Source organism: Metabacillus sp. GQ13 (assembly GCF_059758525.1).
This window is the reverse complement of the sequence record NZ_JCAXET010000013.1, coordinates 163,679-189,487: the sequence shown is the minus strand read 5'-3', so window position 1 is coordinate 189,487 and position 25,809 is coordinate 163,679. Positions and strand designations below refer to the sequence as shown.

Annotated in this window: 26 protein-coding genes; 19 read left to right on the top strand and 7 right to left on the bottom strand. The window is 35.0% G+C overall.

What is annotated here, in order from left to right; all coding sequences use genetic code 11:
• The first annotated feature begins 326 nt into the window (after positions 1 to 326).
• Both AC6CHR_RS17185 and AC6CHR_RS17180 read left to right on the top strand, forming a co-directional pair.
• Positions 327 to 5,342: a 5'-nucleotidase C-terminal domain-containing protein gene (locus tag AC6CHR_RS17185; RefSeq protein ID WP_498250216.1), complete on the top strand. Its 5,016-nt coding sequence runs from the start codon at positions 327 to 329 to the stop codon at positions 5,340 to 5,342.
• Positions 5,343 to 5,680: 338 nt separating this feature from the next.
• Complete coding sequence (locus tag AC6CHR_RS17180; RefSeq protein WP_498250215.1) at positions 5,681 to 6,970, top strand: glycosyltransferase family 2 protein; 1,290 nt, start codon at positions 5,681 to 5,683, stop codon at positions 6,968 to 6,970.
• A 4-nt stretch (positions 6,971 to 6,974) separates the two neighbouring features.
• Here the strand turns inward: AC6CHR_RS17180 and AC6CHR_RS17175 are convergent, their stop codons facing one another.
• A complete protein-coding gene (locus AC6CHR_RS17175) occupies positions 6,975 to 7,184 on the bottom strand; it encodes a hypothetical protein (protein WP_498250214.1) in 210 nt (69 codons plus the stop codon).
• Positions 7,185 to 7,197: 13 nt separating this feature from the next.
• Complete coding sequence (locus AC6CHR_RS17170) at positions 7,198 to 7,536, bottom strand: hypothetical protein (RefSeq protein ID WP_498250213.1); 339 nt, start codon at positions 7,534 to 7,536, stop codon at positions 7,198 to 7,200.
• A gap of 418 nt (positions 7,537 to 7,954) precedes the next feature.
• On the opposite strand from AC6CHR_RS17170, the gene AC6CHR_RS17165 reads away from it, so the two are divergent.
• Complete coding sequence (locus tag AC6CHR_RS17165) at positions 7,955 to 8,881, top strand: NAD-dependent epimerase/dehydratase family protein (protein WP_498250212.1); 927 nt, start codon at positions 7,955 to 7,957, stop codon at positions 8,879 to 8,881.
• Positions 8,882 to 9,213: 332 nt separating this feature from the next.
• Positions 9,214 to 10,176, top strand: coding sequence for a 2-hydroxyacid dehydrogenase (locus tag AC6CHR_RS17160; RefSeq protein ID WP_498250211.1), 963 nt, complete (start codon positions 9,214 to 9,216; stop codon positions 10,174 to 10,176).
• Positions 10,177 to 10,258: 82 nt separating this feature from the next.
• Here the strand turns inward: AC6CHR_RS17160 and AC6CHR_RS17155 are convergent, their stop codons facing one another.
• Positions 10,259 to 10,426, bottom strand: coding sequence for an SE1832 family protein (locus tag AC6CHR_RS17155; protein WP_498250210.1), 168 nt, complete (start codon positions 10,424 to 10,426; stop codon positions 10,259 to 10,261).
• A 274-nt stretch (positions 10,427 to 10,700) separates the two neighbouring features.
• Here AC6CHR_RS17155 and AC6CHR_RS17150 point away from each other — a divergent pair, with 274 nt between their 5' ends.
• The 7 genes from AC6CHR_RS17150 (at position 10,701) to AC6CHR_RS17120 (ending at position 17,158) form a co-directional block, all read left to right on the top strand.
• Positions 10,701 to 11,651: a sugar kinase gene (locus tag AC6CHR_RS17150; protein WP_498250209.1), complete on the top strand. Its 951-nt coding sequence runs from the start codon at positions 10,701 to 10,703 to the stop codon at positions 11,649 to 11,651.
• 15 nt (positions 11,652 to 11,666) lie between these two features.
• Positions 11,667 to 12,302, top strand: a complete 636-nt coding sequence (locus tag AC6CHR_RS17145) for a bifunctional 4-hydroxy-2-oxoglutarate aldolase/2-dehydro-3-deoxy-phosphogluconate aldolase (RefSeq protein ID WP_498250208.1) — start codon at positions 11,667 to 11,669, stop codon at positions 12,300 to 12,302.
• Between the two features lie 207 nt (positions 12,303 to 12,509).
• Positions 12,510 to 13,274, top strand: coding sequence for a DeoR/GlpR family DNA-binding transcription regulator (locus tag AC6CHR_RS17140; RefSeq protein ID WP_498250207.1), 765 nt, complete (start codon positions 12,510 to 12,512; stop codon positions 13,272 to 13,274).
• Positions 13,275 to 13,608: 334 nt separating this feature from the next.
• Positions 13,609 to 14,439 carry a 5-dehydro-4-deoxy-D-glucuronate isomerase gene (gene kduI / locus AC6CHR_RS17135; protein ID WP_498250206.1) on the top strand — a complete coding sequence of 277 codons (831 nt, stop codon included), beginning with the start codon at positions 13,609 to 13,611 and terminating at the stop codon, positions 14,437 to 14,439.
• 45 nt (positions 14,440 to 14,484) lie between these two features.
• Positions 14,485 to 15,267: a 2-dehydro-3-deoxy-D-gluconate 5-dehydrogenase KduD gene (kduD, locus tag AC6CHR_RS17130; RefSeq protein ID WP_498250205.1), complete on the top strand. Its 783-nt coding sequence runs from the start codon at positions 14,485 to 14,487 to the stop codon at positions 15,265 to 15,267.
• 138 nt (positions 15,268 to 15,405) lie between these two features.
• Positions 15,406 to 16,242 (top strand): sugar phosphate isomerase/epimerase family protein, encoded by an 837-nt coding sequence (locus AC6CHR_RS17125; RefSeq protein WP_498250204.1) that lies wholly within the window; start codon positions 15,406 to 15,408, stop codon positions 16,240 to 16,242.
• Between the two features lie 232 nt (positions 16,243 to 16,474).
• Complete coding sequence (locus AC6CHR_RS17120) at positions 16,475 to 17,158, top strand: YesL family protein (protein ID WP_498250203.1); 684 nt, start codon at positions 16,475 to 16,477, stop codon at positions 17,156 to 17,158.
• 206 nt (positions 17,159 to 17,364) lie between these two features.
• On the opposite strand, the gene AC6CHR_RS17115 is transcribed toward AC6CHR_RS17120, so the two are convergent.
• A complete protein-coding gene (locus AC6CHR_RS17115; protein WP_498250202.1) occupies positions 17,365 to 17,715 on the bottom strand; it encodes a hypothetical protein in 351 nt (116 codons plus the stop codon).
• Between the two features lie 433 nt (positions 17,716 to 18,148).
• Between AC6CHR_RS17115 and AC6CHR_RS17110 the strand changes: the two genes are divergently transcribed.
• From AC6CHR_RS17110 to AC6CHR_RS17100, 3 genes are all read left to right on the top strand, one after another.
• Entirely contained in the window at positions 18,149 to 18,319 is a 171-nt protein-coding gene (locus tag AC6CHR_RS17110) for a hypothetical protein (RefSeq protein ID WP_498250201.1), read from the top strand.
• On the top strand, positions 18,256 to 18,657 hold the full coding sequence (locus AC6CHR_RS17105) for an alcohol dehydrogenase catalytic domain-containing protein (RefSeq protein ID WP_498250200.1): 402 nt from the start codon (positions 18,256 to 18,258) through the stop codon (positions 18,655 to 18,657). The genes AC6CHR_RS17110 and AC6CHR_RS17105 overlap by 64 nt, the downstream gene beginning before the upstream one ends.
• A 436-nt stretch (positions 18,658 to 19,093) precedes the next feature.
• Positions 19,094 to 19,924: an amidohydrolase family protein gene (locus AC6CHR_RS17100; RefSeq protein ID WP_498250199.1), complete on the top strand. Its 831-nt coding sequence runs from the start codon at positions 19,094 to 19,096 to the stop codon at positions 19,922 to 19,924.
• 47 nt (positions 19,925 to 19,971) lie between these two features.
• Here the strand turns inward: AC6CHR_RS17100 and AC6CHR_RS17095 are convergent, their stop codons facing one another.
• Entirely contained in the window at positions 19,972 to 20,862 is an 891-nt protein-coding gene (locus tag AC6CHR_RS17095; RefSeq protein ID WP_498250198.1) for an AraC family transcriptional regulator, read from the bottom strand.
• Positions 20,863 to 21,008: 146 nt separating this feature from the next.
• On the opposite strand from AC6CHR_RS17095, the gene AC6CHR_RS17090 reads away from it, so the two are divergent.
• From AC6CHR_RS17090 to AC6CHR_RS17070, 5 genes are read left to right on the top strand one after another with little or no spacing between them, the layout of a single operon-like run.
• Entirely contained in the window at positions 21,009 to 21,323 is a 315-nt protein-coding gene (locus tag AC6CHR_RS17090; RefSeq protein ID WP_498250197.1) for a UxaA family hydrolase, read from the top strand.
• Between the two features lie 20 nt (positions 21,324 to 21,343).
• A complete protein-coding gene (locus tag AC6CHR_RS17085) occupies positions 21,344 to 22,504 on the top strand; it encodes a UxaA family hydrolase (protein WP_498250196.1) in 1,161 nt (386 codons plus the stop codon).
• Positions 22,505 to 22,520: 16 nt separating this feature from the next.
• A complete protein-coding gene (locus AC6CHR_RS17080) occupies positions 22,521 to 23,315 on the top strand; it encodes an SDR family NAD(P)-dependent oxidoreductase (RefSeq protein WP_498250195.1) in 795 nt (264 codons plus the stop codon).
• A gap of 19 nt (positions 23,316 to 23,334) precedes the next feature.
• Positions 23,335 to 24,108, top strand: coding sequence for an SDR family NAD(P)-dependent oxidoreductase (locus tag AC6CHR_RS17075; protein WP_498250194.1), 774 nt, complete (start codon positions 23,335 to 23,337; stop codon positions 24,106 to 24,108).
• 21 nt (positions 24,109 to 24,129) lie between these two features.
• Entirely contained in the window at positions 24,130 to 25,023 is an 894-nt protein-coding gene (locus AC6CHR_RS17070; RefSeq protein ID WP_498250193.1) for a fumarylacetoacetate hydrolase family protein, read from the top strand.
• An 80-nt stretch (positions 25,024 to 25,103) separates the two neighbouring features.
• On the opposite strand, the gene AC6CHR_RS17065 is transcribed toward AC6CHR_RS17070, so the two are convergent.
• Together AC6CHR_RS17065 and AC6CHR_RS17060 are read right to left on the bottom strand one after the other, a co-directional pair.
• Positions 25,104 to 25,283, bottom strand: coding sequence for a hypothetical protein (locus AC6CHR_RS17065; protein WP_498250192.1), 180 nt, complete (start codon positions 25,281 to 25,283; stop codon positions 25,104 to 25,106).
• 285 nt (positions 25,284 to 25,568) lie between these two features.
• A complete protein-coding gene (locus AC6CHR_RS17060; RefSeq protein WP_498250191.1) occupies positions 25,569 to 25,754 on the bottom strand; it encodes a hypothetical protein in 186 nt (61 codons plus the stop codon).
• Positions 25,755 to 25,809 lie beyond the last annotated feature (55 nt).

The window sequence follows — 25,809 nt, the reverse complement described above, 5'->3', positions numbered from 1 at the left end:
AAATATACTTACCTTTCAGATAAAAACGACTATTAGCTCTTCTATTATGATACCTTCTATCTTTCTATTAGGCTCTTTTCTAAAAGTTTGTTGCTAATTGATTTCAAATCAGCATTCTATTAACAGTAACCATGATATAGGCTTTTTGATCCTGTTCAGTAAATGTCTTTCATCATTTTTGAGTATTGAAATATTTATGACTTTACTTACTAAAAAACATCTAATTTTAATAGTATTGTTGTAATCCTTTACATTCTAGTAATATTGACTCAATACAGAATATGTAAAATGATAGTGTTACATATTATTAATGAGGAGGTAATGACATGGTTTTTTACATGAATAGAATGAAGAAGTCGTTTCTAATTCTTACGGTTTTCCTATTGATGATCACACCGCTACTAACGGGTGTTGGTTCGGTTGCAAGTGCTGCAACAGTAGGAGAAGAGGACTTATTTTTTTCAGAGTATATTGAAGGAACAAGTAATAATAAAGCGATCGAACTATATAACGGAACCGGTAGTTCGGTAGATTTATCTACCTATGAGATTGAATTATATTCAAATGGGAAAACAGCTGTTCAAGATACGCTAAGCTTAAGTGGTTTACTTGCTTCTAAAGGTGCTTATGTTATTGCACATTCAAGCGCTTCTCAATCACTAAAGGAAAAAGCAGATATTACGAGTGGTGTTGCAAACTTTAATGGAAATGATGCACTTATTTTAAAGAAAAATGGTGTAATACTGGATGTTATTCATACGGTTGGTAGTGATGAGGAAATTCTGAAAGATAAAACACTCATCAGAAAAGCGACTATTATCAATGGATCACAAACATTTAATTTAGACGAGTGGGATCCGCTTCCGCTTGATACGTTCAAAAACTTAGGTTCTCATAATATAGATAATGGTGAAACAGAAGAGCCAACTGAAGATGAAGAAGTTGCGGTGAAAGATATACTAGAAATCCGTCAGACGGATGGAGTTGACGTAGCGGTCGAAGGCTATGTAACTGCCATTTTTGTATCGGGTGGACAAGCTAATGTATTTATACAGGATCAAACAGGAGGAATCATAGTAAGAGCTCCTGGAATTGATAGTAAAGTTAAAATAGGTGACAAGATTGCAGCTATTGGAAAAACAACACAATACTATGAAATGGCTCAAATCACAGCCACTTCCGATTCAGTTTCTGTTATAGAAACGAAAACAGATAAGCCATTACCTCAGAGTATTCAATCAAAAGATCTGAATGAAGACGTTGAAGGTGAACTTATAACAATTAATAATATTCATATTGATTCTATCAATAATTTTAGCGAACGAATTGCTAGTGATGACCAGGGAACATTTCTAATTGATTCAGATTTAGTTGAAGAAGGAAAAAGTTATGATCAGATAACAGGAGTTGTAGAATACAGTTTTAATAGTTACAGATTAATTCCGAGGTCAGCAGGAGATGTTGTGGAAGATCGTAGTAAAGTATCCTCAGTTTCAGCTAATCCTCGCGAAGGTATCGTTTCTGAAGGTACAGAAGTAGAGTTAACAACGACGACAAAGAATGCTTTGGTCTATTTCACAACAGATGGTACAGAGCCAACAATAGCCTCCAATGTTTATCAACAACCAATTAAAGTAAACGAGAGAGTAATCATAAAGGCCTTTGCTGTAAAGACAGGTTTATCCAACAGTGATGTCACCACTTTCACATTCGAAATAGGAAAAGATCTTGAAGAATTAGAGATTCATGATATTCAAGGAGAAAGTCATCTATCTCCTTATGAAGGGAAAAACGTTAAAAATATTGATGGAATCGTTACACATATCGATGGTTCAAACGTATATATCCAAGAACCACAACCTGATGATAATCAGAAAACATCTGAAGGACTTCTTGTATATAAGAGTGGACATGGGGTGAAGGTTGGGGATCACATAAATGTCTCCGGATTAGTAAAGGAATACTATCTAGAGGGTTATGCTGAAAAGGCAGAAACTGATTTATCCTTTACTGAAATAGCAGCATCAAGTATTGAGGTGCTATCTAGTGGACAAGTACTTCCAAACCCAATATTACTCGGAGCAAATGGACGAATCATTCCTGATAAAATCATTGATAATGATTCCTTTGGAGAATTTGATCCTGAACAGGATGGCATTGATTTTTATGAAAGTTTAGAAGGTATGAGAGTTCAATTAGATACACCAACTGTTGTTGGACCTCAGGAATATGGAGATGTTGCAGTTGTTGTAGAAAATGGCAATGAGCAAGCAATGTCTCACTTTGGTGGTTACAAATTAACAAAAGAAGATCCAAATCCTGAAATTCTTTATGTACAAGCTGGTGAGGATTTTGTAACAAAGGTTGGAGATTCATTCAAAGGTTCAATTACAGGTGTCATGAGCTATGACTATGGCACATACAAAATATACCGAGATACAGATATTGAGCTTCCAGAATTGATAGACGGAGGAATAACTCCAGAAAAGACAACGATAAAAAAAGATGAGACGAAGTTATCTGTTGCAACTTACAATATGGAAAACTTCTCACCAAAAACACCAATAGCAAAGATTGAGAGCATTGCTACATCTATTATTGAGAACTTACATTCACCGGATATTTTAGGTTTAGTAGAGGTTCAAGATAACGATGGGCAAACTGATAGTGGTGTGACGAGTGCAGATAAGTCCTACCAAATATTAGTGGATAAAATAAAAGAACAAGGTGGACCTGCCTATAAGTTCACTGATATTGCTCCTGAGGATAAACAGGATGGTGGTGTACCAGGGGGGAATATACGAGTAGGTTATCTGTATAATTCGGACCGTGTTTCGTTATCAGAAGCAAAAAAAGGATCTGCAACAGAAGCAGTAGCGTATGAGGACGGAAGCTTAACATTAAACCCAGGACGTATTTCTCCTGATCAGTTCCCTAATACACGTAAATCATTAGCAGCTGAATTTGTATTTAATGGAGAAGAAGTAATTGTTATTACGAATCACTTTAATTCTAAAACAGGGGACTCGCCATTATTTGGTCAATCTCAACCTCCAATAGTAGGTAGTGAGGCAGAAAGAATAAAGTTAATGAGTGAGGTAAATAATTTTGTTACTGACATTTTAAATAAAAACAAAGAGGCTAACATCATTGTTGCTGGAGACATGAACGATTTTGAATTTTCAAAGCCACTAGAGGCGTTAAAAGGATCCGAGCTTGTTAATATGATTGATCAATTGCCTGAAGCGGAACGTTGGACATATAATTTCCGGGGGAATTCTCAGGTTCTTGACCATGTTTTGGTAAATAAGCGCCTTGCCAATACGACTGAAATTGACATAGTGAATGTAAACTCTGCATTTATGTCACAACATGGTGGTGCTAGTGATCATGATCCTGTACTTGTACAAATAGATTTAACATCTGATAAAAAGATTAATATCATGCATACGAATGATTCCCATGCAAGAGTTTTTGAAGGATCTAATGATGGAATGGGATTTGCAAAATTATCTACGTTAGTTAAACAGCTTCAAGCAGAAAATGAGCACTCGATTTTACTTGATGCTGGAGATACATTCCATGGCACAACGTTTGCAACATTGGAAGAAGGAAGTAGTATTGTCGACATCATGAATAAAATTGGTTATGACGCCATGGCTGCTGGTAACCATGATTTCAATTATGGATATAAACGATTATTAGAATTAGATGAGATGTCTGACTTTCCTGTTTTAAGTGCTAATGTTATTTATGAAGATACTGGTGAATTAGTTCTTGAGCCGTATACAATCCGGACAGTTAATGGCGTGAAATTAGGAATATTTGGTTTATCGACTCCGGAAACGCATTATAAGACACATCCTAAAAATGTTGAGGGACTCAAGTTTACAGATCCAGCAGAAGCAGCACGAAAGATGGTCAAAGAGCTAAATTCTCAAGATGTTGATGCGATCATTGCATTAACACATTTAGGTACAGATGAATCTAGTACAGATACAAGTTTAAAAGTTGCACAAGAAGCACCTGGAATAGACTTAATTGTAGATGGTCATAGCCATACGGTAGATGACATTGAAAATAGTGGAACATTAATTGTGAGTGCAGGAGAATACTTGAAAAATTTAGGTATTGTAGAACTAACTTTTGATGATGATAACGAACTTATTAGTCGCAGTGCTACCCTAGTTACAAAGGAAGAAGCAGCTAATATAAAAGCAGATCCAGAAGTACAGGCAGTACTTGACGATATTCAAGAAAAACAGCAAGGGATATTGGCGGAAGAAATTGGTACGACTACGATTAAGTTGGATGGTGAGCGCGAGCAAGTACGCGCAGGAGAGACCAACTTAGGAAATTTAATAACAGATGCTATGCTAGAAACAACAGGAGCCGATGTTGCTTTAACAAATGGTGGTGGAATCCGTGCTTCTATTGACAAAGGTATAATTACTAAGGGTGATGTGATAACAGTGCTACCATTTGGTAACTATATTCAAACATTAGATGTTCCAGGAAGTGCAATAAAAGCAGCATTAGAAACAGGGATAAGTGCGTACCCAGAAGTGAAAGGAGCATTCCCACATGTTGCTGGAATGACTTTTGCAATCGACGCGGCTAAGCCGGCTGGTGAGAGAATACATTCGTTGAAAATTAATGGTAAACCGATAGATATGAATGAAACATATAATTTAGCAACGAATGATTTCCTAGCAGCTGGAGGAGACGAATATTCAATCCTAGCTAATTTTCCAATAACAGGTGATTATCAAGCTCTTGATGAAGCTGTTATCGAGTATATTAAAAAAAGAGGAATGATTGAACCTATGGTTGAGGGTCGTATTATTGCTGCGACGACACCTATTGATACCGGTGAAAACCAAGACGAAAATGAACCACCAAGTGAAGGTGAAAAACCAGACGAAGATGAACCACCAAGTGAAGGTGAAAAACCAGACGAAGATGAACCACCAAGTGAAGGTGAAAAACCAGACGAAAATGAACCACCAAGTGAAGGTGAAAAACCAGACGAAGATGAACCACCAAGTGAAGGTGAAAAACCAAACGAAAATAAACCACCAAGTGATGTCGTGCAACCAGAAGAGAATGACACATCAACAAATGAGGATCAAGCAAAAGATGATAGCGAAACAATCAAAGATAAAACTTCAAGTTCAAGCTATGAAAACGTTAATAAGCAGGTGGAATCCAATATGAGTCATGCTTTACCGCAAACAGCGACAGCAACTTATAATATGTTAGTTTGTGGTGCACTGATTTCTATCCTGGGTTTAGTCATAGTTAGGCGTTTTAGGAAAAGTCAGTTAAATGATCGTATGTAAAATAGAAAGCTGTTTTTATAAAAAGTGTTGTTATCATAAAAAGGACAACTTAACGGATCTAGATTGGCGTCGTGCTCTTTTCGCTTAATACTTAGTTGTCGTGAAAAATTACTTCACTTCCAACATTTAAAATCCAAAGGCCGATTTTAAATGTTCTAGGACAACAAACTTTTAGAAAATGATCCATAAATCACAAGACAAATAGCTTTGATAAACAGTATAGTGTATTCTGTTTTCAAAGCTATTTGTCATCTTTAATCGTATTCATAACGAGCAGGTAATTGTCATAAACTAAACAATACTTTATTTATCTTCATTGTATTTAGGAGTGTGACCGTTTGAAAAAACTCTATATTTTTCTTATAATGAGTACGCCCGAGGGTTTAAAGACAGCTTTAAATTCATTACAACATATAGCTGATCATATTGAAAGTCTTCATCTATTTATTGAAGAAACCATGAATAAGTCAGCGGCTAAAAAAATGAGAAACATGTTTATTTATGAAACGAAAGCAGGGAATATAGGGCCTCAATTTAAAAAAGCATTAAACAACCTAGAGGATGGGTCAATATTGTTTCTTTTTGAAGGGGATTATGTCAGTTCTAAAGAAATACTAAACTATATGAACAATGACGTTAAGACGCAACCTGTTATCTCTAAAATAGCAACATTAAAAGATATTAAGTTAATGAGACCTCTGTTTATCCGTGTTTCGTTTTTTAAGAGTATCAATTTTTTTCAATTGTACCGTATGCCATTTAATGAAGCACTAGTTTACTACTGGCAACAGACGCTGAATGATAAAGAAATTATAGTTGTCGAAACTGACTCTATTAAACATTCTATCTCGAATTTAAGTAAGAATCGAATTCAAACTTTGGAGTTTTATGGGAAAGTACAGGGTACTGAAAAACATCGGTTTCAAGGTAAATCTGATCTGACACTTACAGTGATAATTGCCAATTACAATATGTGTGAATTTATTGAAACCTCTATCAGTTCGTCAATCCTTCAATCGATCAGACCAGAGAAAATTTTGGTGATTGATGACGGTTCAAGTGACAATTCTATTTCTTTAATAGAAAAATATGCTGATTTACCCATCGTAGAAGTAGTTAAGCAAAAGAATACTGGGAAGGCTAGAGCATTGAATGCTGTTATCAAGTTGGTAGAGACAGATTTTATTTTAGAGCTAGATGCCGATGATTGGTTAGATTATGATGCTGTTTATACAATAAAGGAGCAACTTGAAAAATTGGACGATGTTAAAGCTGTTTTGTATGGGAATTTTCGGAATTGGAGAACTAGTGATAATGGGGAAGTGAGGTACTCGAAAGTTGCAAAAGGGTGGCAGGTCCATAGTCATCGAGAATTATTAAAATATCTATTTCCTTTGGGTCCCCGTATTTATCGAACAACTTCTTTAAAAAGTATTGGTGGATTTCCAATTATCGATTTTGAAGGAGGAAGACTATATGAAGATGTAAGTGTTTTAAGTAGTCTTCTGAGTGAATATAAATTTCACTATCACAATTTCACAGTCTATAATGTTAGAGAACATCCAAATAGCATAACAAAAAAAAACCACCCCAAATGGAGTGATTTCATTAAGAACCTTCCTCAATAATAAATTAAGCAGCATTTAGGATTCGTAGAAAGTTAATTGCACTAGGAGAAATAAAAATTGTTAGACTTAAACCATATCCCCCGGTTTGAATAAGAACGACTAAGCCATTAGTTGTAGCACCTAATATACCTTCAACTAAATTGTTGTCAGTCGCAATTTCTACCCGAGAACCTATTAGATTCTCCAATTGTCCAAGAAATGTATTACTAAACATATTTTTCCCTCCTTTAAAGTTCACTTACTAGTTCAATTTTATCGAATCGAACTAGAACGATATTCCCGGTAGTATCTACTAAAGCAACATAGTCGTTTTGCACGGATAAAACTGTCCCAGTAATTGTATCAAATGGAGTTGTTATTTGAACACTCTCATTAACAAGCGTTAATAGTAACTCTCTCATTGGATTCTGTGACGGTGGTAACCCATTATCTAAATCATTTAAAAGGTCTAGTATAGCTTCAAAAATTGTATTTAGAGAATTTTCTCCAAGATCAATTGTTAGCTCAATTAATCTTCTTAATAGTGCAGTCCTATTCTCAATAGGAAGTGAAATATTTAATGCCAATTGAATCATCCTTTCTCATATTTGTTTTCTAGTTTTGTCCCCTTTAGTCGTATACTATGTGAGTGTTACAACATTGCTCTGGTTGTTAAACTAGTTTTCGTTAATTTCCACTATTTTACTAGTAACTGCACTATATAATACGAATTCTTAATAAATAAGTTAAGAGTGTAGGGGTTTCTAATTTCACTGTCTGTAAGATATAAATCTATATCTATGTCATAAAGTTTTATTATCAATCGAATATAAAAACATGTTTATCTGTTTTTCTATTAGAAGAAAGTCAATCTGCGTAGTGCTCCAGTTCATCCGCCGATAAACGGGCGCCTTACGCTTTTCATCTTTAGGCGAATGTGAAGTCATTTTTTATCATCTTTCATAGCATATTAATGAAGCTTTTTAGATGATAAGGAGTGAATAGATGAAAGTATTAGTTACAGGTGGCTGTGGCTTTATCGGCTCACATATTGTAAATCGATTATTGAGTGATAATAAGTATGAGGTTATTGTTTTGGACAATTTATCGGCAGGAAAAAGAGAAAATATCCCTGATACAGTTAAGGTATACAAGATAGACATACGTTCAGCAGCAGTTAATAAACTTTTTATGAAGGAACAACCAGAAATCGTTATTCATCTAGCAGCACAAGTTGATGTAAATAAATCAATTCAACAGCCTTTAGAAGATGCGGATATAAATATTCTAGGAACATTAAATTTACTAGAGTGTTCAAAAAGACACGATATTAAAAAGTTTATTTTTGCTTCTTCTTGTGCTGTTTATGGAGATTCATCAGGAGAAATTACAGATGAGGAATACAATACAAATCCAATCTCTCCTTATGGACTAACAAAGTACACCTCAGAACGATACATCTATATTTTTAATAAAATTCATCAACTGCCTTACACCATTTTCCGTTTTGCGAATATCTATGGGCCAAAACAAAATCCAACTGGTGAAGCAGGCGTAATCCCTATTTTCATACGAAAAATCTTGTCAAATCAAGCAGTTCATATCTATGGTGATGGGACTCAGCAAAGGGAATTTCTCTATGTAAAAGATGTTGCCGAAGCTATCGTTAAAGCAATTGATCATAGTATTAATGAGACGTATAATCTTGGTACGACACATCCAATGACGATTAATTATCTTTTAAAAGAATTAAGAAATATTACTAATAAAAGGATAATAGCTATCCATGATGAACCAAGAGCAGGGGATATTAAATCTAGTCGTTTAAATAGTGAAAAGGCGAAGGAACATTTAAATTGGGTACCGTTATACACATTAGAAGAAGGTTTAAAGGAAACAATTCATTATTTTACTAAATTAGACAAAGGATAAAAATGAGGCTGTCTCGCTAGTGAGTCAGCCTCATTTTTAAGGGATCTATCCTTTCTTATGAATGTACATTCCAAATGATAACTAGAATAATATGCTTTTTTACTAGTTTAAGAAGGATTGTACCGCTTAAAATTGAAATAGTAATAGAGGATTCTTAAATCTTATTAATTTTTGATGAAGTTTGTATATGAAAATTGCAATTGAGGTAAAAGGGAAATTGAAGTAAATAGAAAAAACACCTTAGCAATACTTACTAAGTTATTAAATCTTGGTACTATTTCCTTTTCTAATATAGCAATCAATTTGACAAATAATGAGTAGGAGTGGAGCACTTGAAGCAAAAGGTTATTGTATACAGAAAAGTACCTGAAGATGTTATTACTAAACTAAGTGAGAAATTCGAAGTGATATATTATAAGAATATCGAAAAAGAGAACAATACTGATTTTATACACGAGTTACATACTGCACATGGGTTACTAGGTGCTAGCTTAAAGATCAATAAAGAGTTATTAGATCATGCACCTAACTTAAAAGTTGTTTCGAATATTTCGGTCGGCTACGATAATCTTAATTTAATGGATTTGAAAGATAGAGAGGTAGTAGCGACAAATACACCCGGAGTATTAGTTGACACGACTGCTGATACGGTTTTTGGTTTATTATTAGCTACAGCAAGAAGAATGCCTGAACTTGACTTATACGTAAAATCAGGAAAATGGAATGGTACAAAGGATGAGGATTTGTTTGGAGTTGATGTCCACCATAAAAAGTTAGGGATTATTGGTATGGGAAGTATCGGCAAAGCGATCGCAAAGAGGGCACATTTTGGGTTTGATATGGATATTTTATATCATAATCGTTCTCGAAATGAACAAGTTGAAAGGGAATATCAAGCAATGTATTGTCAACTAGATGACCTATTAGCTAAATCCGACTTTGTATGTCTGATGACACCACATTCTCCCGAAACAGATAAGATGTTAGGAGAGAGAGAATTTAATTTAATGAAGGAAACAGCAATCTTTATTAATGGGTCTAGGGGAAAAAATATTGATGAAACAGCATTAATAAATGCTTTGAAAAATCAATCGATTTCCGCAGCAGGATTAGATGTTTTTGAAACAGAACCTATTAATAAGGACAATCCCTTATTGAGCCTGAAGAATGTTGTTACTTTGCCCCATATAGGATCGGCTACAAAAGAAACAAGAGATAAAATGGCAAGATTAGCAGCGGAGAACCTTGATAAGGCATTAAGTGGTGAAATGCCACCGAATATCATTAAAATTTAAATGTGTGTATTAATCTTAGTTTTTAGTAGTGAAAAATGAAAATGTAGAAAGGGCAGATGTTGAATGTCTGCCTCTTGAATCATTAGAGCATGGAACGATAGCGTGATAACTCATCCTCAATATCTTTTAATCTAGCTTCTAATTTTTCAGTTGAATGTCCGGTAGATTCAAGCTTTTCCATATCTCCTTGCCTATTCACATACTCCATTTTCAACTCGTCTATTTTATGGTTTATTTCCTTCTCATTCATCAATAATTCTCCTCAATTCTTTTTTTGTGCATCCTCTTTATAGTGTAACGAAAGGTTGAAATTTTTACAAAATTTCTTAGATATTTTCCATCATTATTTTTGGGGGAACACTCCTGAATCAAACGAAAAGGGAAAAAAACGAACAAATATTATCGCTTATTTCAAAAAAATGTAGAGAAATCAGTTAGACACATATATACTATTCGGTATAGAAAAGATTAAAAGATGAAAATGAGTGCTAGGAAGGACAACAAAATTATATGGGGGAAAATGTATGGATGTTGTAACGATTGGTGAATCAATGGTTGTTTTTACACCTACTAGTGATGGTTTTATGAGAAATGCGTCCAACTTCACAAAGAAAATCGGTGGTGCGGAATCGAATGTCGCAATTGGACTTGCGCGGTTAGGTCATAATCCCGGTTGGATAAGTAAACTAGGTGATGATGAGTTCGGAAAAGCAATATTGGGATCTTTAAAAGCTGAAAATGTAGACGTAAGTAATGTATCATTTGATCAGGAAGCCCCAACTGGTATTTACTTCAAAGAACCTCGCCGGCAAAATAATATGAGGGTTTATTATTACCGAAAGGGCTCAGCAGCAAGTAAGCTTGTACCAACCGATCTAAATCCAGAATATCTGTCAAAAGCAAAATATCTACATATTACGGGAATTACACCTGCATTAAGTGAAAGTTGTAAGGAAGTCATTTTTGAAGCTATTAAGATAGCAAAAGAAAATGGGACACCCGTCGTTTTTGATCCAAACCTTCGTACGAAGTTATGGGATGAGGAAACAGCAAGAACCACGTTATTAGAAATTGCTGCCAAATCTGATATTATTTTACCTGGAATTACAGAAGGTGAATTTTTATTTGGAGAAAGTGATCCTAGGAAACTTGGAAGATATTTTTTAAATCATGGTGCTTCACTAGTCGTGATAAAATTGGGTGCTGAAGGCGCTTATTATTTCACTGAAAAAGATAGCGCTTTAATACCTGGTTTTCCAGTGAAACAAGTTGTTGACCCAGTTGGTGCCGGTGATGGTTTTGCTGCTGGTTTCCTTTCAGGTTTACTTGATGGGTTGGAGCTTAATAAAGCAGTAGAACGGGCGAATGCAGTCGGCGCTCTAGTGACAATGGTGAATGGTGATGTTGATGGATTACCTGAAAGAGATGAAGTTGAACAATTACTATCAAATAATGGAGAAGATGTTGTTAGATAGAGAGGAGAAAAACAATTGAATCATTTAGAGATCATTAAACAAACAGGTGTTACAGCAGTCATTCGAGGGGCTACAATTAACAATATTGTACCAATTGCTCAAGCATTAAAAGATGGTGGAGTAAAAGTATTAGAAATTACAGTAGAGACACCTGGTGCATGTGCTGCGATTGAAAAGGCTTCATTAGAGTTTGATGATGTATTAGTCGGAGCAGGTACAGTTCTTGACCCTGAAACAGCGCGAATTGCAATCATGTCAGGTGCAAAGTTTGTGTTTTCGCCAACAACAAATAGGAAAACGATCGAAATAGCTAAGCGATATGGTGTTGTTAGCATACCTGGAGCGTTGACGCCAACTGAGATCTTGACTGCCTTTGAAAGCGGTGGGGATTTAATTAAGGTATTTCCAGCAAATGTATTTGGTCCAAGCTACATAAAAGATATTCACGGTCCAATGCCGCAGATTCCAATTATTTCAACTGGGGGAATTTCTGTTGATAATGTGGGTGATTATATTAAAGCAGGTGCAAGTGGAGTAGGTGTTGGTAGTTCGCTAGTGAATACTAAAAAGGAACTGACAGATGACTATTTGAGTGAAATAACAGCTACAGCTTCAAAATTCATTCGAGCTGTACAGGAAGCTCGAAGTTAAGTGTATGACAAAGCTCGGAGACTTTAACGTTTCCGGGCATTTTTTTGTTTGCCTCTCTAAAGAAGTTTTGTAATTTTGCAGTCAAATTTTATAAAGGGTATGGGTAAGATGATGTTATAGGTTTGAGGTGAAAGTAAATGTATGTTTTTGTTCGAATTTGTTCTATAATAAGTAATAAGTCAGATTTTTTAAGCGGGGGATCGTTAAATGCTTTCAGTAGAACGGCATGAAAGAATAATAGATCAATTAGATAAAAGTAAAATTATTAAAGTATCGGAATTAAGTAAGTTTTTAGAAGTAACAGAAAAAACAATTAGAGGAGATCTTGAGCTATTGGAGCAAAGAGGACTTCTTAAACGAATACACGGTGGGGCGGTTATTGCTGACGGTGAGGGGAGAATGCTCCCGATTGATGAGCGGCAGTCTGGTTATAGTGAAGTAAAGATAGCTATTGCAAAGGAGTCAGTTAAGCTAATTAAACCGAATGATACAATCCTAATGGATGGTGGTAGTACGACAATTGCAATCGCCGAGTTACTAGGTGAGTTTCCAATTACAGTCATCACAAATGATTTGAAAATTGCCAATGTGCTACTTGCAAAAAACAATGTTCAGTTAATGGTTTTAGGTGGGACAAGAATTGATAAGTCCTCGTCTTTAATGGGGGCACAAGCATCAGAAATGCTTAATAGAATAAGAGTAAATCGTTTATTTATCGGCACAACTGGTGTTTCTAGTGAACATGGTTTAACTGTAATTAACAGCATGCATGCAGATTGGAAAAAACAAGTCATTAATTGTGCAGACAATGTCACATTACTAGCCGATTCTACTAAGTTTGGGAAGGTAGCACTTGTCCAATTTGCTATGCTGAGTGAAGTTAATGAAATAGTTACAGATTCAAATCTTAATGATACCGTTAAAAGTCAAATGGAAGAAAAGGGAATTGTTTTACATCTCGCTACCTTATAACGTAAATACAAAATATTTAGAATTTTGTTAAATTAAACGTAAATTCTAAACAAAAAAGGTGACAAACGAACATTTAACCGTTGTCATCTTTTTTGTTTGTGTTATAATCAAACCATAACGAACGTAAATGAACATTTTAAAACAGAAATAACCAATTTTCTGTTTTAATCATTTTGATCGAATATGCAACTAAACGCCTAAAATGTCCCTTTAGTAGTATGAATTAATCGTGGTTATCAATTTCTTTTGTAGAATCCGATACAGTTGCTAGTGAGGACACGCACTGAGTAAATCGTTCGTTAAAATAATCAATAAAATTATTAGGAGGATGGATATGGAAACTCGTTATGCAAACCACCCAGAAGAAATTAAGCGATATAATACAGATGAATTAAGAGAACATTTTTTAGTAGAAACAATTTTTGAACCAGGTAAAGTTCATTTAACATATACACATGTGGATCGAATGATTTTTGGAGGAGTGACTCCAACTGATAAAGAACTGACAATTAAACTTGATAAAGAATTAGGTGTTAATTATTTTCTTGAACGACGTGAATTAGGGATTATTAATATTGGTGGAGATGGGTTAGTGACTCTTGACGGTACTGAATATGATATGCAACGTCAGGATGGTCTATATGTTGGTAGAGGGACTAAAGATGTTTTGTTCAAGTCTAAGGATGCAAATAATCCTGCTAAATTTTATATCAATTCAACTCCGGCGCATCATACCTATCCAACTGTAAAAATTGACATAAAAAAAATAAAGCCGCTTGAAGCTGGTGCATCAGAGACTCTAAATGATCGGAAAATTTATCAATACGTACATCCTAATGTATGTGATAGCTGTCAACTTCAAATGGGATTAACGATGTTATCACCAGGAAGTGTTTGGAATACAATGCCATGTCATACACATGAACGCAGAATGGAAGTCTATTTATACTTTGATATGAATCCTGATACTCGCGCATTTCATTTTATGGGTCAACCGGATGAAACTAGACACTTAGTCATGAAAAATGAACAAGCGGCTATTTCTCCAAGTTGGTCGATACATACGGGGACAGCAACAAGCAATTATACGTTCATTTGGGGTATGTGTGGAGAAAATATTACCTATGATGATATGGATCATATTAAAATGGAAGAATTAAGATAGTAGAGTAGTAGTAAACAAACATTTTTTTGATCGGAGGCGATATGATTGTCAACCAAACTAACTGATTTCTCATTAGACTTTTTTTCATTGACTGGTGATGTTGCTATTGTAACTGGTGGTAATACAGGACTTGGTCAAGGTTATGCACTAGGACTTGCTAAAGCAGGTGCGAATCTTTTTATCGTTACACATGGCACGAATTGGGACGAAACAAGAGAATTAATAGAAAAGGAAGGCGTTCGTGTAGAATTCTTCCAGGCCGATTTATCTAATCGAGATTCAAGCAAAGAAATCGTATCTGCATGCTTAAATGCATATGGAAAGATTGATATTTTAGTAAACAATGCTGGAACAATTCGTCGTGCTCCGCTGCTTGAATATAAACAAGAAGATTGGGATGCAGTGATTGAGATAAATTTAAATGCAGTCTATTTATTATCCCAGGAAGTAGCCAAAGTTATGGTTGAACAGAAAAGTGGGAAAATCATAAATGTTGCTTCTATGTTATCCTTCCAGGGTGGGAAGTTCATTCCTCCTTATACGGCTAGTAAACATGCTGTAGCAGGACTTACGAAAGCATTTGCGAATGAATTAGCTGAACATGGAATCCAGATTAATGCAATCGCTCCAGGATATGTGAAAACGAAAAATACAGCACCAATCCGTGCTGATGAAAAAAGAAATGCAGAAATCTTATCTCGTATTCCAGCGGGAAGATGGGCTGATCCATCTGATCTAATGGGAGTAGTAGTATTCTTAGCGAGTAGAGCTTCTGATTATATGAATGGTCATGTAATCGCAATTGATGGTGGCTGGCTAGCACGATAATCAGTAAACTAAACCAACTCAAAGGCCGTATCACTTTCATGAGCGATACGGCTTATTTTCTGTTTGAATAAACACGACTAAAACATTTCATTCTTTACTAAAACAAATTCTATCTAAATAAATAGGAGGTTGTACTAAATGAATATAGGTATCAGAGCACATGATATTGAAGGTCATTCATTGGAAGAGTTAGTGGCTAATATTTCAGACAAGGGATTAACATCTGTCCAATTAGCATTAAGCAAATCTTTTGAAGATGTGAACGCAGATTTAGGATGTCTTAGTCCTGGGTTTGCTCGTCATATAGGAAATGCGTTCCACCAGAAAAATATTCAAATCGCAGTACTAGGCTGCTATATTAATATGATTCATCCCGATAGAACAGAAAGAAGAAAATCATTGGATCGCTTTAAAGAACATCTTCGCTTTGCAAGGGATTTTGGGTGCAGTATTGTTGGTACCGAAACTGGAAATGTCAAAGCGGATATGGGGTTTACTGAAGAGAACTTTACAGAACAACCATTTCAAGATGTTGTCGATAGTGTTCGTGAGCTAGTAACTGAAGCGGAAAAATTCGGGGTGATCGTTGGTATTGAAGGTGGTGTGAATCACCCCATCTACTCTCCTAAGGCTATGAAAAGACTTCTTGACAGTGTGGAATCGAATAATCTACAGGTCATTTTTGATCCTGTTAATTATTTAACACGTGAAAACTATAAAAATCAGGAAGAAGTTTTCCAAGAAGCAATTGATCTTTTTGGTGATCGTATTGTTATTCTTCACGCAAAAGACTTTATCATCATAAATGATCAAATAGAAACGACACCAGTTGGTAAGGGATTATTAAATTACGAAAGTATTTTTAGGCTATTAAAAGAGAAAAAGCCATATATGAATATATTAATGGAATCAACAGTTGAACCGTATATAGATGAAAGTGTTGCATTCTTGAAGAAACAATACCAAGATGTTTAAATATGCTGATTTCTTACGTTAGGTAATGACTCTCTTGAATATGACAAGACAAAAAGATTTCGTTCAATTTCTCATAACCGTTACTCCCAACAAAAATAATAAGTAGATTGAGAACATAGATGTTATAATATATTTAAATAGTTAAAAACTATGTTTATTAATTGAAGCGCCTACATTAGTTGTTTCAGCCTTATTTCAAGAAGAAAGTGGGATGTAACGAGTGACAGATTTTATGAGTGGACTAAATCGGATATTTGAATGGGTCATGCGTTTATCCGTGATTAATGTATTATGGATTGTGTTTAACCTACCAATCTGTTATCTTATTTTTTCATTATTATATGCAAATGACCAATCTTTCGTATTAACGTTAATCCTGTCGATTATGATATTGGCTCCATTCTTATTTTTCCCAGCCACTACAGCAATGTTTGGAGTTGCGCGTAAGTGGATCATGGGAGATTTAGATGTCCCTTTAGTTAAATCATTTTGGACATTTTATAAAGAGAATTACCTTAGAAGTATGAGTGGTGGATTAATCTTCACGTTAATCTGGTTCATTTGGGGAGTAGATTTCTACTATTTCTCAAAAATAAATATAGTCGTTAGTTCTATATTTATAGGATTACTCTTTTTTCTTTTTCTGTTTACGATTAACTTTTTTGCCAATACCGTTCACGCGGAATTATCGTTAAAGACAAGCATAAAAAATTCTTTTTTCTTAACATTAGTGTTTCCATTGAACAACCTATTAACGATTGTCGTAAATGGTATTATCTTTTATCTTAGCCTTTCAACATTTACATTCCTCATCCCGTTCTTTATGGGGTCTCTCATCGCGATCGTTTCGTTTGCGGGTTATTATCAAAAGGTAGAGAAAATTCATGGGGATAAAAAAGATATAACGGAAGAATGATAGTTAATCAATATAGTCAAAAAACGTTGATACCAAATTTGGTATCAACGTTTTTTATGTGAGAACCAGTTATCTAAGGAACACGAACTTTATGTATGGCCATGTTATCAGGATAAGAATTTTAATAATATTTATATTTAGTTTACTTTTTTATAGACACTCACAAAATATAACAGAGGTAATAAAAAGGATAAAAATAGACCAGCTTATAATTTCCAAGCTGGGATTAACGAATGGAACTTTAAAAATTTACTTATTAGTATATGTAAGATGGTGTAATAGACTAAAGTCAGGCTATAAGTGATAAGCCAATCAATCACTTCTACATTTAAAAAGTAAAATAAAAAACCTAACCCGAACGAAAAAGGTATAAAAATTATTAACCACATTGGTGCCTTAAACTTCTCTACTAAAGCGCCTGCTGTTACAACAACTGCCCCTATAACAAGTGGTTCCCACCAAATAAGTTTATTGAACAGAGTGATATCTGCAAAGAAATATGTAAATGCAGTAAATAAGATAGCAGCAAAATAACTAATAATATAGGTAATTTTCAAGCAACTTCCCTCCCTAGTAAACGGTTTTATTTATTTAGGATCCTTACATTTTATCCCTTTTTGATTTTACCATAATCTAGAATAACAGATTATTAAAAATATCAAATCACACTTAAAAAATTTCACTATTATGATTTAAGGCTTAAAGTCATAGAAGGCGTTTGATTTTCGTAAAAAGGTTGTTTACGAGCGAATTATTTTCTTGGTTCATTTAGTATCAAAAATCTATTCTTTTGTTTAAGAAGGTCACATATAATAAATTTTTCACATGAATTATTAAATTAACAAGAAAAGGTATAAATACATCAGAATAAGCAATTTTTATCTAGTATTTCCCATGATAAAATTTTGTGAGTGCTATGTAGTTGGAGTAAATAAAGGAATATGACCAAAAAGTAGATGTGATTTTTAACAATAAAAGGGAGGTTTAAACATGAAAGTAATCGTTTGTAAAAGTCCTAATGATTTAAAAATCATTGAAGCAGAAATACCTCCTCTAAGAAGCAATGAAGCATTGATAGCCATTAAACGAATCGGGATATGTGGAACAGATATCCATGCATATCAAGGAAACAACCTTTTTTTACATATCCACGTATCCTAGGTCATGAATTATCAGGAATCATTCAAGAAGTTGAAAAAAATGATTGTCGGATAAGTAAAGGTGACAAGGTTGCTGTTATTAGCTATATGCATTGTGGGAATTGCATCGCTTGTAGAAAAGGGAAAACGAATTGCTGTACCGAAATGGATGTAATCGGCGTTCATAAGGATGGAGGAATGTGTGAAATAATTTCTGTACCGTTAACTCATATTATTAAGACAGATGGACTTTCACTAAATGAATCTGCAATGCTAGAGCCTATGTCAATAGGTGCACATGCGGTAAGGATATTAATGATGAAAGATTTGAGTTTTGTCGGAGTTGGGCGGTGTAGATGAAATAGTAAATGCGAAAAGTGACCCAATAAAGAGTTTAGCTGATATCACAAATGGAGAATTTCCAGTGTAGTGTTTGACGCGACAGGAAACATGCATTCTATGAATAAAGCTTTTAAGTATGTAGCACATAGCGGAACATTAGTATTTGTTTGTTGGATTGATAAAGGTGATATTCCCTTCTTTGATCCAGATTTCACAAAAGGGAAATAACTCTTATGGCGAGTCGAAATTCCACGAGAGAGGATTTTAACAAAGTTATTGAAGTAGTAAGATCTGCTAAGATTAATTTAGAAAAATTAATGACACATCGTTGTCATTTTAACGAGTTAACAGGCCAATTTGATAGGTTGATATCACCGCAGTAGTCAAAAGTGATTAAGGCAATGATCGAACGATAAACAAGGAAAAATCAGTTAAAGAGAGGATAAATGCAATAATGAAAATTGATGCACATCAACATTTTTGGATATACAACAAAAAAGAATATGACTGGATTAGTGAAGATATGTCTGAATTACAACATGATTTTTTGCCTGAAGATCTGGAGAAAATATTAAACTCTCTTCACTTTGATGGTGCAGTTGCTGTTCAAGCTAGACAAAGCTTAGAAGAAACAAGCTGGCTTTTAGAATTAGCTCAAAAATATGATTGTATCAAAGGAGTTGTTGGTTGGGTTGACCTGTGTTCACCTAATGTAACTGAACAATTAAAACAATTCGCTGGTAACCCTTATCTTAAAGGAATTCGCCATGTTATCCATGATGAAGAAGATGATCAATTTATGTTAAGAGAAGATTTTCAGAGAGGGATCCGTGCGCTAAAGGAATTTGACCTTACTTATGATCTCTTACTTTTCCCAAAGCACATACCATATGCCATTGAGCTTGTTGGAAAATTCCCTAACCAGTTTTTTGTATTAGATCATATCGGTAAGCCAAATATCAAAAATAACGTGATTTCTCCATGGAAGGAAGATCTAGCAAAACTAGCAACATACGAAAACGTCTATGTGAAGTTATCGGGTATGGTCACAGAGGCAGATTGGAAAAATTGGAAACAAGAAGATTTTAAAGCATATTTAGACATTGTGTTTCAAGGATTTGGACCAGATAGGGTCATGATTGGGTCAGATTGGCCAGTTTGCACAGTTAGTAATCACTACGAAACAGTTATAGAAATTGTCTTGAATTATGCGAAACAATTTGCTCCTGAATTTGAGAATCTGATACTTGGAGAGAATTGTGCTAGATTCTATTCTATAAAATAATGAGTGGTTTATATATAATAAAAGGCTCTAGTGATAAGTGGCTTGCTCTAATTACAGTTAGCCACTACTATGTTTGCTAACTCCATTTTCTTTCGATATTCTGATGGAGTCATTTGTACTAGCTTCTTAAATGTACGAAAAAAATGCGGCATACTTGTAAAACCGGATTGCTCTGCAACAGTGGATATTTTCTCGTCATAGTTACTTAGTAGATCCTTTGCTAATCCAATCCGCTTCATTGCAATATAGTCTGTGACATTAATACCAATCAGCTGTTTAAAGACACGGCTAAAATGAGCGGCTGATACAGAAAAGCGTTTTGATAAAAAATTCAAATCAATTTTTGCATCTAAATGTTGATCAATATAGATTAAAGATTCTTTAAACCACTCAGGTCCAAAAGAAGACTTTGCTTCGTCTAGCTGCCTTGTAAGACAATTCCGATTAAGATGTAGTAGAGTTATATGCAACCACAATAGGATAGCATTTGACTGATCAGGACCTTCTGTCTCTACCTCTTTCATAAGAGTATCTATATAGTCATTTAAATGACTGAGATGCTTTGGTTCTAATGTGTATTTGTAGTTTTTTTCTTTTTTTGATTCCTCGAAAATCTTCAAATATAAAAAGCTATTCCCAAATGAAGAATGATTAAGTAGTGCAGGACTGAAAAAAACAGCTGTGGAGGTAAGCGTGTTATCCTTATCTGGTATGGCACGGTGAATCGTGTTGCTAGGAATGATAATAAGATCATTTTCTTGTATATCATAGAAGGTTTGATCAATAAAAAAAGTACCGTGTCCTTCATGTATAACGACAATTTCTAACCACTCATGAGTATGTTCAGGAAGTTCATGTTGTAAACTTTTGGTTTGTTTGTAGACGATGTGAAACGGAAATAACTTTTCAGTATCAAATTGTTTACGAATCGGTACCATTTTAAAATACACCTCTCTTTCATTACTTTTTATATAATATCAAAATATGATACAAAATAGTCAAATTTAGCGATTTTTATAGCAGAAATCAGATGATAAAATAGAAAAAGCAGGCAAAAGTCTTTTGCAAAGAAGGGGAGAAATGAATGGGAACAAAAGAGAAATCATTTGGTGAAGGTGTAACATGTATTGTCATGAATAAAAATGATAGCGTTCTCACGTTGTTACGCTCGGTCAATAAAGGTGAAGTGATAACATTTGATATAGAAGGCACTCCTTGTACATTAACTGCTACTCAAGATGTAGCGTTTGGCCATAAAATTGCCCTTAGAAGAATCGAAACAGGTGAAACAATCCTTAAGTATGGTGAGTCAATCGGGATTGCATCTGCATTGATTCAAGAAGGAGATCATGTTCATGTTCACAACCTTATTGGAGTTCGTGGGCGTGGTGATCAATAATTAGTAGAGGAGTGTTGGAAATGACAATGATTAAAGGATATCGAAGAACGGATGGAAAAGTAGGGATACGAAATCATTTATTACTTTTACCAACAGTAGTTTGTGCAAATCAAGTTGTTAATCGAATTCAACAGCAGGTACCAGGATCGGTTGCCATTCCCCATCAACATGGTTGTAGTCAAGTAGGAGATGATAAAGAGCAAACACATAAGGTACTTGTTGGTATGGGAAAAAACCCTAATGTAGGCGCTGTTTTGATCGTTAGCTTAGGTTGTGAGGTCATGAATGCCGAGCAAATTCGCGATGAAATCGCTGAAACTGGAAAACCAGTTATGTGGATCGATATCCAAGATGTAGGCGGATCCGTGAATACGATTAAAAAGGGAACAGAAATCGCAAAGGGGCTTTCACAAAAAATTGCAGGCACCCCATATGAAGATATTTCCCTATCAGAGCTTATAGTAGGTGTGAAATGTGGCGGGTCTGATGCCACATCAGGTCTATGCAGTAACCCAGCATTAGGAAGAGCCTCAGACCAGATCATTGAGATAGGTGGAGGCATTGTCATGGGAGAAACGACTGAAATTATCGGTGCAGAACATATCTTAGCTGAAAAAGCAGTAAATGAAGGTGTAAAGAAAAAATTATATGATTCGATTGCACAATTTGAGAAAGAAATAGAGAGAATGGGTGTTGATATGCGTGGTGGTAATCCAAGTCCGGGAAATATTGAAGGAGGATTATCGAGTATTGAAGAGAAATCATTAGGATGTATAAGTAAAGCAGGGACTGCACCTCTACAAGGAGTAGTAGACTATGCTAGTGAAATACCGGGTAAGGGTTTTTATTTTATGGACTCACCAGGTAATGATATAGAATGTGTATCAGGTATGGCTGCTGCAGGGGTACATCTTGTTTGTTTTACCACTGGTAGGGGAACACCTACAGGAAATCCGATTATACCTGTTATCAAAATTTCAGGAAATGAAGAAATGGCTAAACGGATGGCTGATAATATTGATATTGATACAAGTCCAGTCTTACAAGGAAAAGAGAGTCTAGAACAGGCGGGGAACCGAATATTTAATGAAATAGTTAGTGTGGCGTCTGGAGAACAAACAAAGGCAGAGATTCTTGGACATCAAGAATTTAGTATTAGCAGAATAGGGATTAGTCTTTAGAAAAGGGGATCTATTTGTGGAGCGCTTAATGAATAAAATTGCTTTAGTTACTGGTGGAAACCGTGGAATCGGAGAAGCGATAGTTTTAAGGTTAGCTGAAGAGGGAGCTAACCTTGCAATTAACTTCCATTCTGATTCTTATCTGGAACAAGCCAAAGAGGTTCAAAAAAAGGTTGAAGCACTTGGTAGAAAAGCGATTGTAATAAAAGCAGATGTTGGAAGTAAACAAGAAATAGAGAATATGTTTGTAGCAATTGAGGATCAGCTTGGGGAAATTGAAATCTTGGTTAATAATGCAGGTATCGCTCCTTTTGAGTCATTTATGCAAGCTACAGAAGAGACATGGGACAGAACATTTAATACAAATGTAAAAGCAATTTTCCTAACCTCTCAACTTGCAGCTAAACGTATGATTCCAAAAAGAAACGGAAAGATCATTAACATTTTATCAACAGCAAGTATTATGGTGACAAGTCCAGTAATTCCACATTATCAAGCCTCAAAAGCAGCAGGGCATATGTTAACAAAAGGAATGGCAATCGAACTTGGTAGATACAGTATCAATGTCAATGCGGTAGGTCCAAGTACTGTTGATACAGATATGTGTACCGATTTTTTAGCAGATTCGGAAATACGCCGAAAAGAAATAGAAGCTAATCCGATGAAACGGTTAGGAACAGCTAAACAAATTGGTGATGCAGTCGTATTTCTAGCATCAACTGAAGCAGAACAAATAAATGGCCATTTAATGATGGTAGACGGTGGATTAACGGTTAAAGCAGCTCAACCAGATGATCATCTAGACCATTAAAAGGAGGATCTATGAAGTTATGAGATTAAAAGATAAAGTGATCCTAATAACAGGTGCTGGTTCAGGTATTGGGAGAAGTACAGCACTTCTATTTGCAAAGGAAGGTGCGAGCGTCATTGTCAATGATTTAAATGCGAAAAGTGGCAATGAAACGGTTAGTGAAATTGGCAATCAAGGTGGTGAAGCTTGGTTCATAGAAGCAGATGTGACGAATCCCTTGTCAGTAAAAGCTATGGTTGAAGAATCAATAGATAAATATAAACGAATAGATGTTTTGTTTAACAACGCTGGTATTAGTGGAGTTGGCATGCTTCATGAAATAGAGCTTGATGACTGGGAAAAAACAATAAATGTTAACATCAATGGGGTGATGCTGCCAAGTAAGTTTGTTCTCCCCCATATGATGGAACAAAAAAAGGGTTCCATCATTAATATGTCTTCCTGTATAGCAGAAATAGGACTAGCAAATCGAGCGTCCTATTCTACGACAAAAGGGGCTATCTTATCCTTAACGAAGTCGATGCAGGTGGATTATGCTGTTTATAATATCAGGGTGAATGCTATTTTACCGGGAACGATTTTAACACCATTTGTAGAAAATTATTTAAAACAATCGTACGATGATCCTATTGAAGCGATCGAGAAAATTAAAACGAGACAATTAAGTGGTGAGCTAGGTAGGCCTGAGGATGTTGCTTATGCTGCCTTGTTTTTAGCATCAGAAGAGTCGAAATTTATGATGGGCTCTCCGCTTTACATAGACGGGGGCGTTGTATTTGGAAAGGACGCTTAATAATAAATTGGAGGAATACCTATGAAACTAGTAACCTTTAAAAAAGAAGGAAAGAATACTTTGGGAGTGAAATTAAACAAAGGAATTGTTGATCTAGAAGCAGCATTAAATAAAAATCCAAATGCTGAAGTTCCAACAAATATAATGGAAGTAATAACAGGTGGCGAGAACACTGTTACAGCTATAAATAACTACATTGAAACCCTTCCATTAGAAGCCGAGGCAGCTTATTTGAATCATGAGGATGAAATTCAATGGGGTCCTTGTGTTACACAACCGAATAAAATTATTTGTGTAGGGCTAAATTATCGCAAGCATGCTGATGAAACAAATGCACATTATCCAGAAGTACCAATTTTATTTAACAAATTTAACAATACCTTAACAGGTCACAAGCAACAAATAGCTGTTCCAAAGGTTACCGAGCAACTAGATTATGAAGTAGAACTTGGAGTTGTTATTGGGAAAAAGGCAAAATATGTGAGTAAAGAAGATGCGTTAGACCATGTTTTCGGCTATTGCACTGTTAACGATCTATCAGCACGTGATCTGCAAATGAAAACCCCGCAATGGTTACTAGGAAAAACATGTGATGACTTTAGTCCGATGGGCCCTTATCTTGTAACGGCTGATGAAGTAGAAAATCCAAATAACTTACAGTTAAAAACTACTGTGAATGGAGAGTTACGTCAAGATTCGAATACATCAGATATGATCTTCAATGTAGAGGAAATTGTCAGTTATATCTCTCAACATATGACTCTCACACCAGGAGATGTTATTCTTACCGGAACTCCAGAAGGAGTTGTTTTAGGATATCCGTTAGAAAAACAAGTTTATCTTAAACCAGGTGATGAAGTAACCGTTGATATTGAAAAAATAGGGCAGTTAACGAATACGTTTATTAAGGAGTAACCCTGAAGAGATAAAATTCTAGATGTAAAAACAGGCTAACGATATGTCGTTAGCCTGTTTTTTATTCACAAACTGAAAATTCAGTAAGCGTTCTCATAAATAACGCCTTTAAATTGAATTTTTAGGTTAGAATGACTCTCCCTTTTTAAAAGATTATTAATATCTTTGATTCGCTTGACTGCATCAGTCATTCCTGAAGCACTAATTTTATGTTCCTTTATTTCATTACCTGTATCGATTAAAAAGACAAACTGTTTCATAGTTGCATTCTCCTCAGATGTTTAATTTAGAAGCTCTTAGTTTATTTTGTATAGGATAATTATATGGTGTTTTAATGAGTAATTCAGACTATTTTAGAAATGGTTAAATATTATTAATTTCATTATAAGATAAAATCCGGCATTTGTGTAAGCGTTTTAATAAAAAAAGTGTGTACATTTTGTGAATGCGTTTTCATAATTGGATTTACTTTCAAACGTTGCTGCTTCAATTATAAGAGGTTCTCTTTATATTTAAAATCAAGAACCCCTTATACTATTAATGTATTAGAAAAGATAGACAGCAAAGGCGATAATAATAGCAAGTCCAAGAATGATATAAATCCATGAAAGCCGAGAAATATTCCCTTTTGTAGAATCATCATAGTTTGTATCACCTTTTCCACCTAATACGACTGTACCAACTAGGGCTAATAAACCAATACCTATAACTAATATAATTGCAATTTCCATGGTTTCCCCTCCAATACAAAATGTAATATTAATTACATCATACCCGTTATTAACT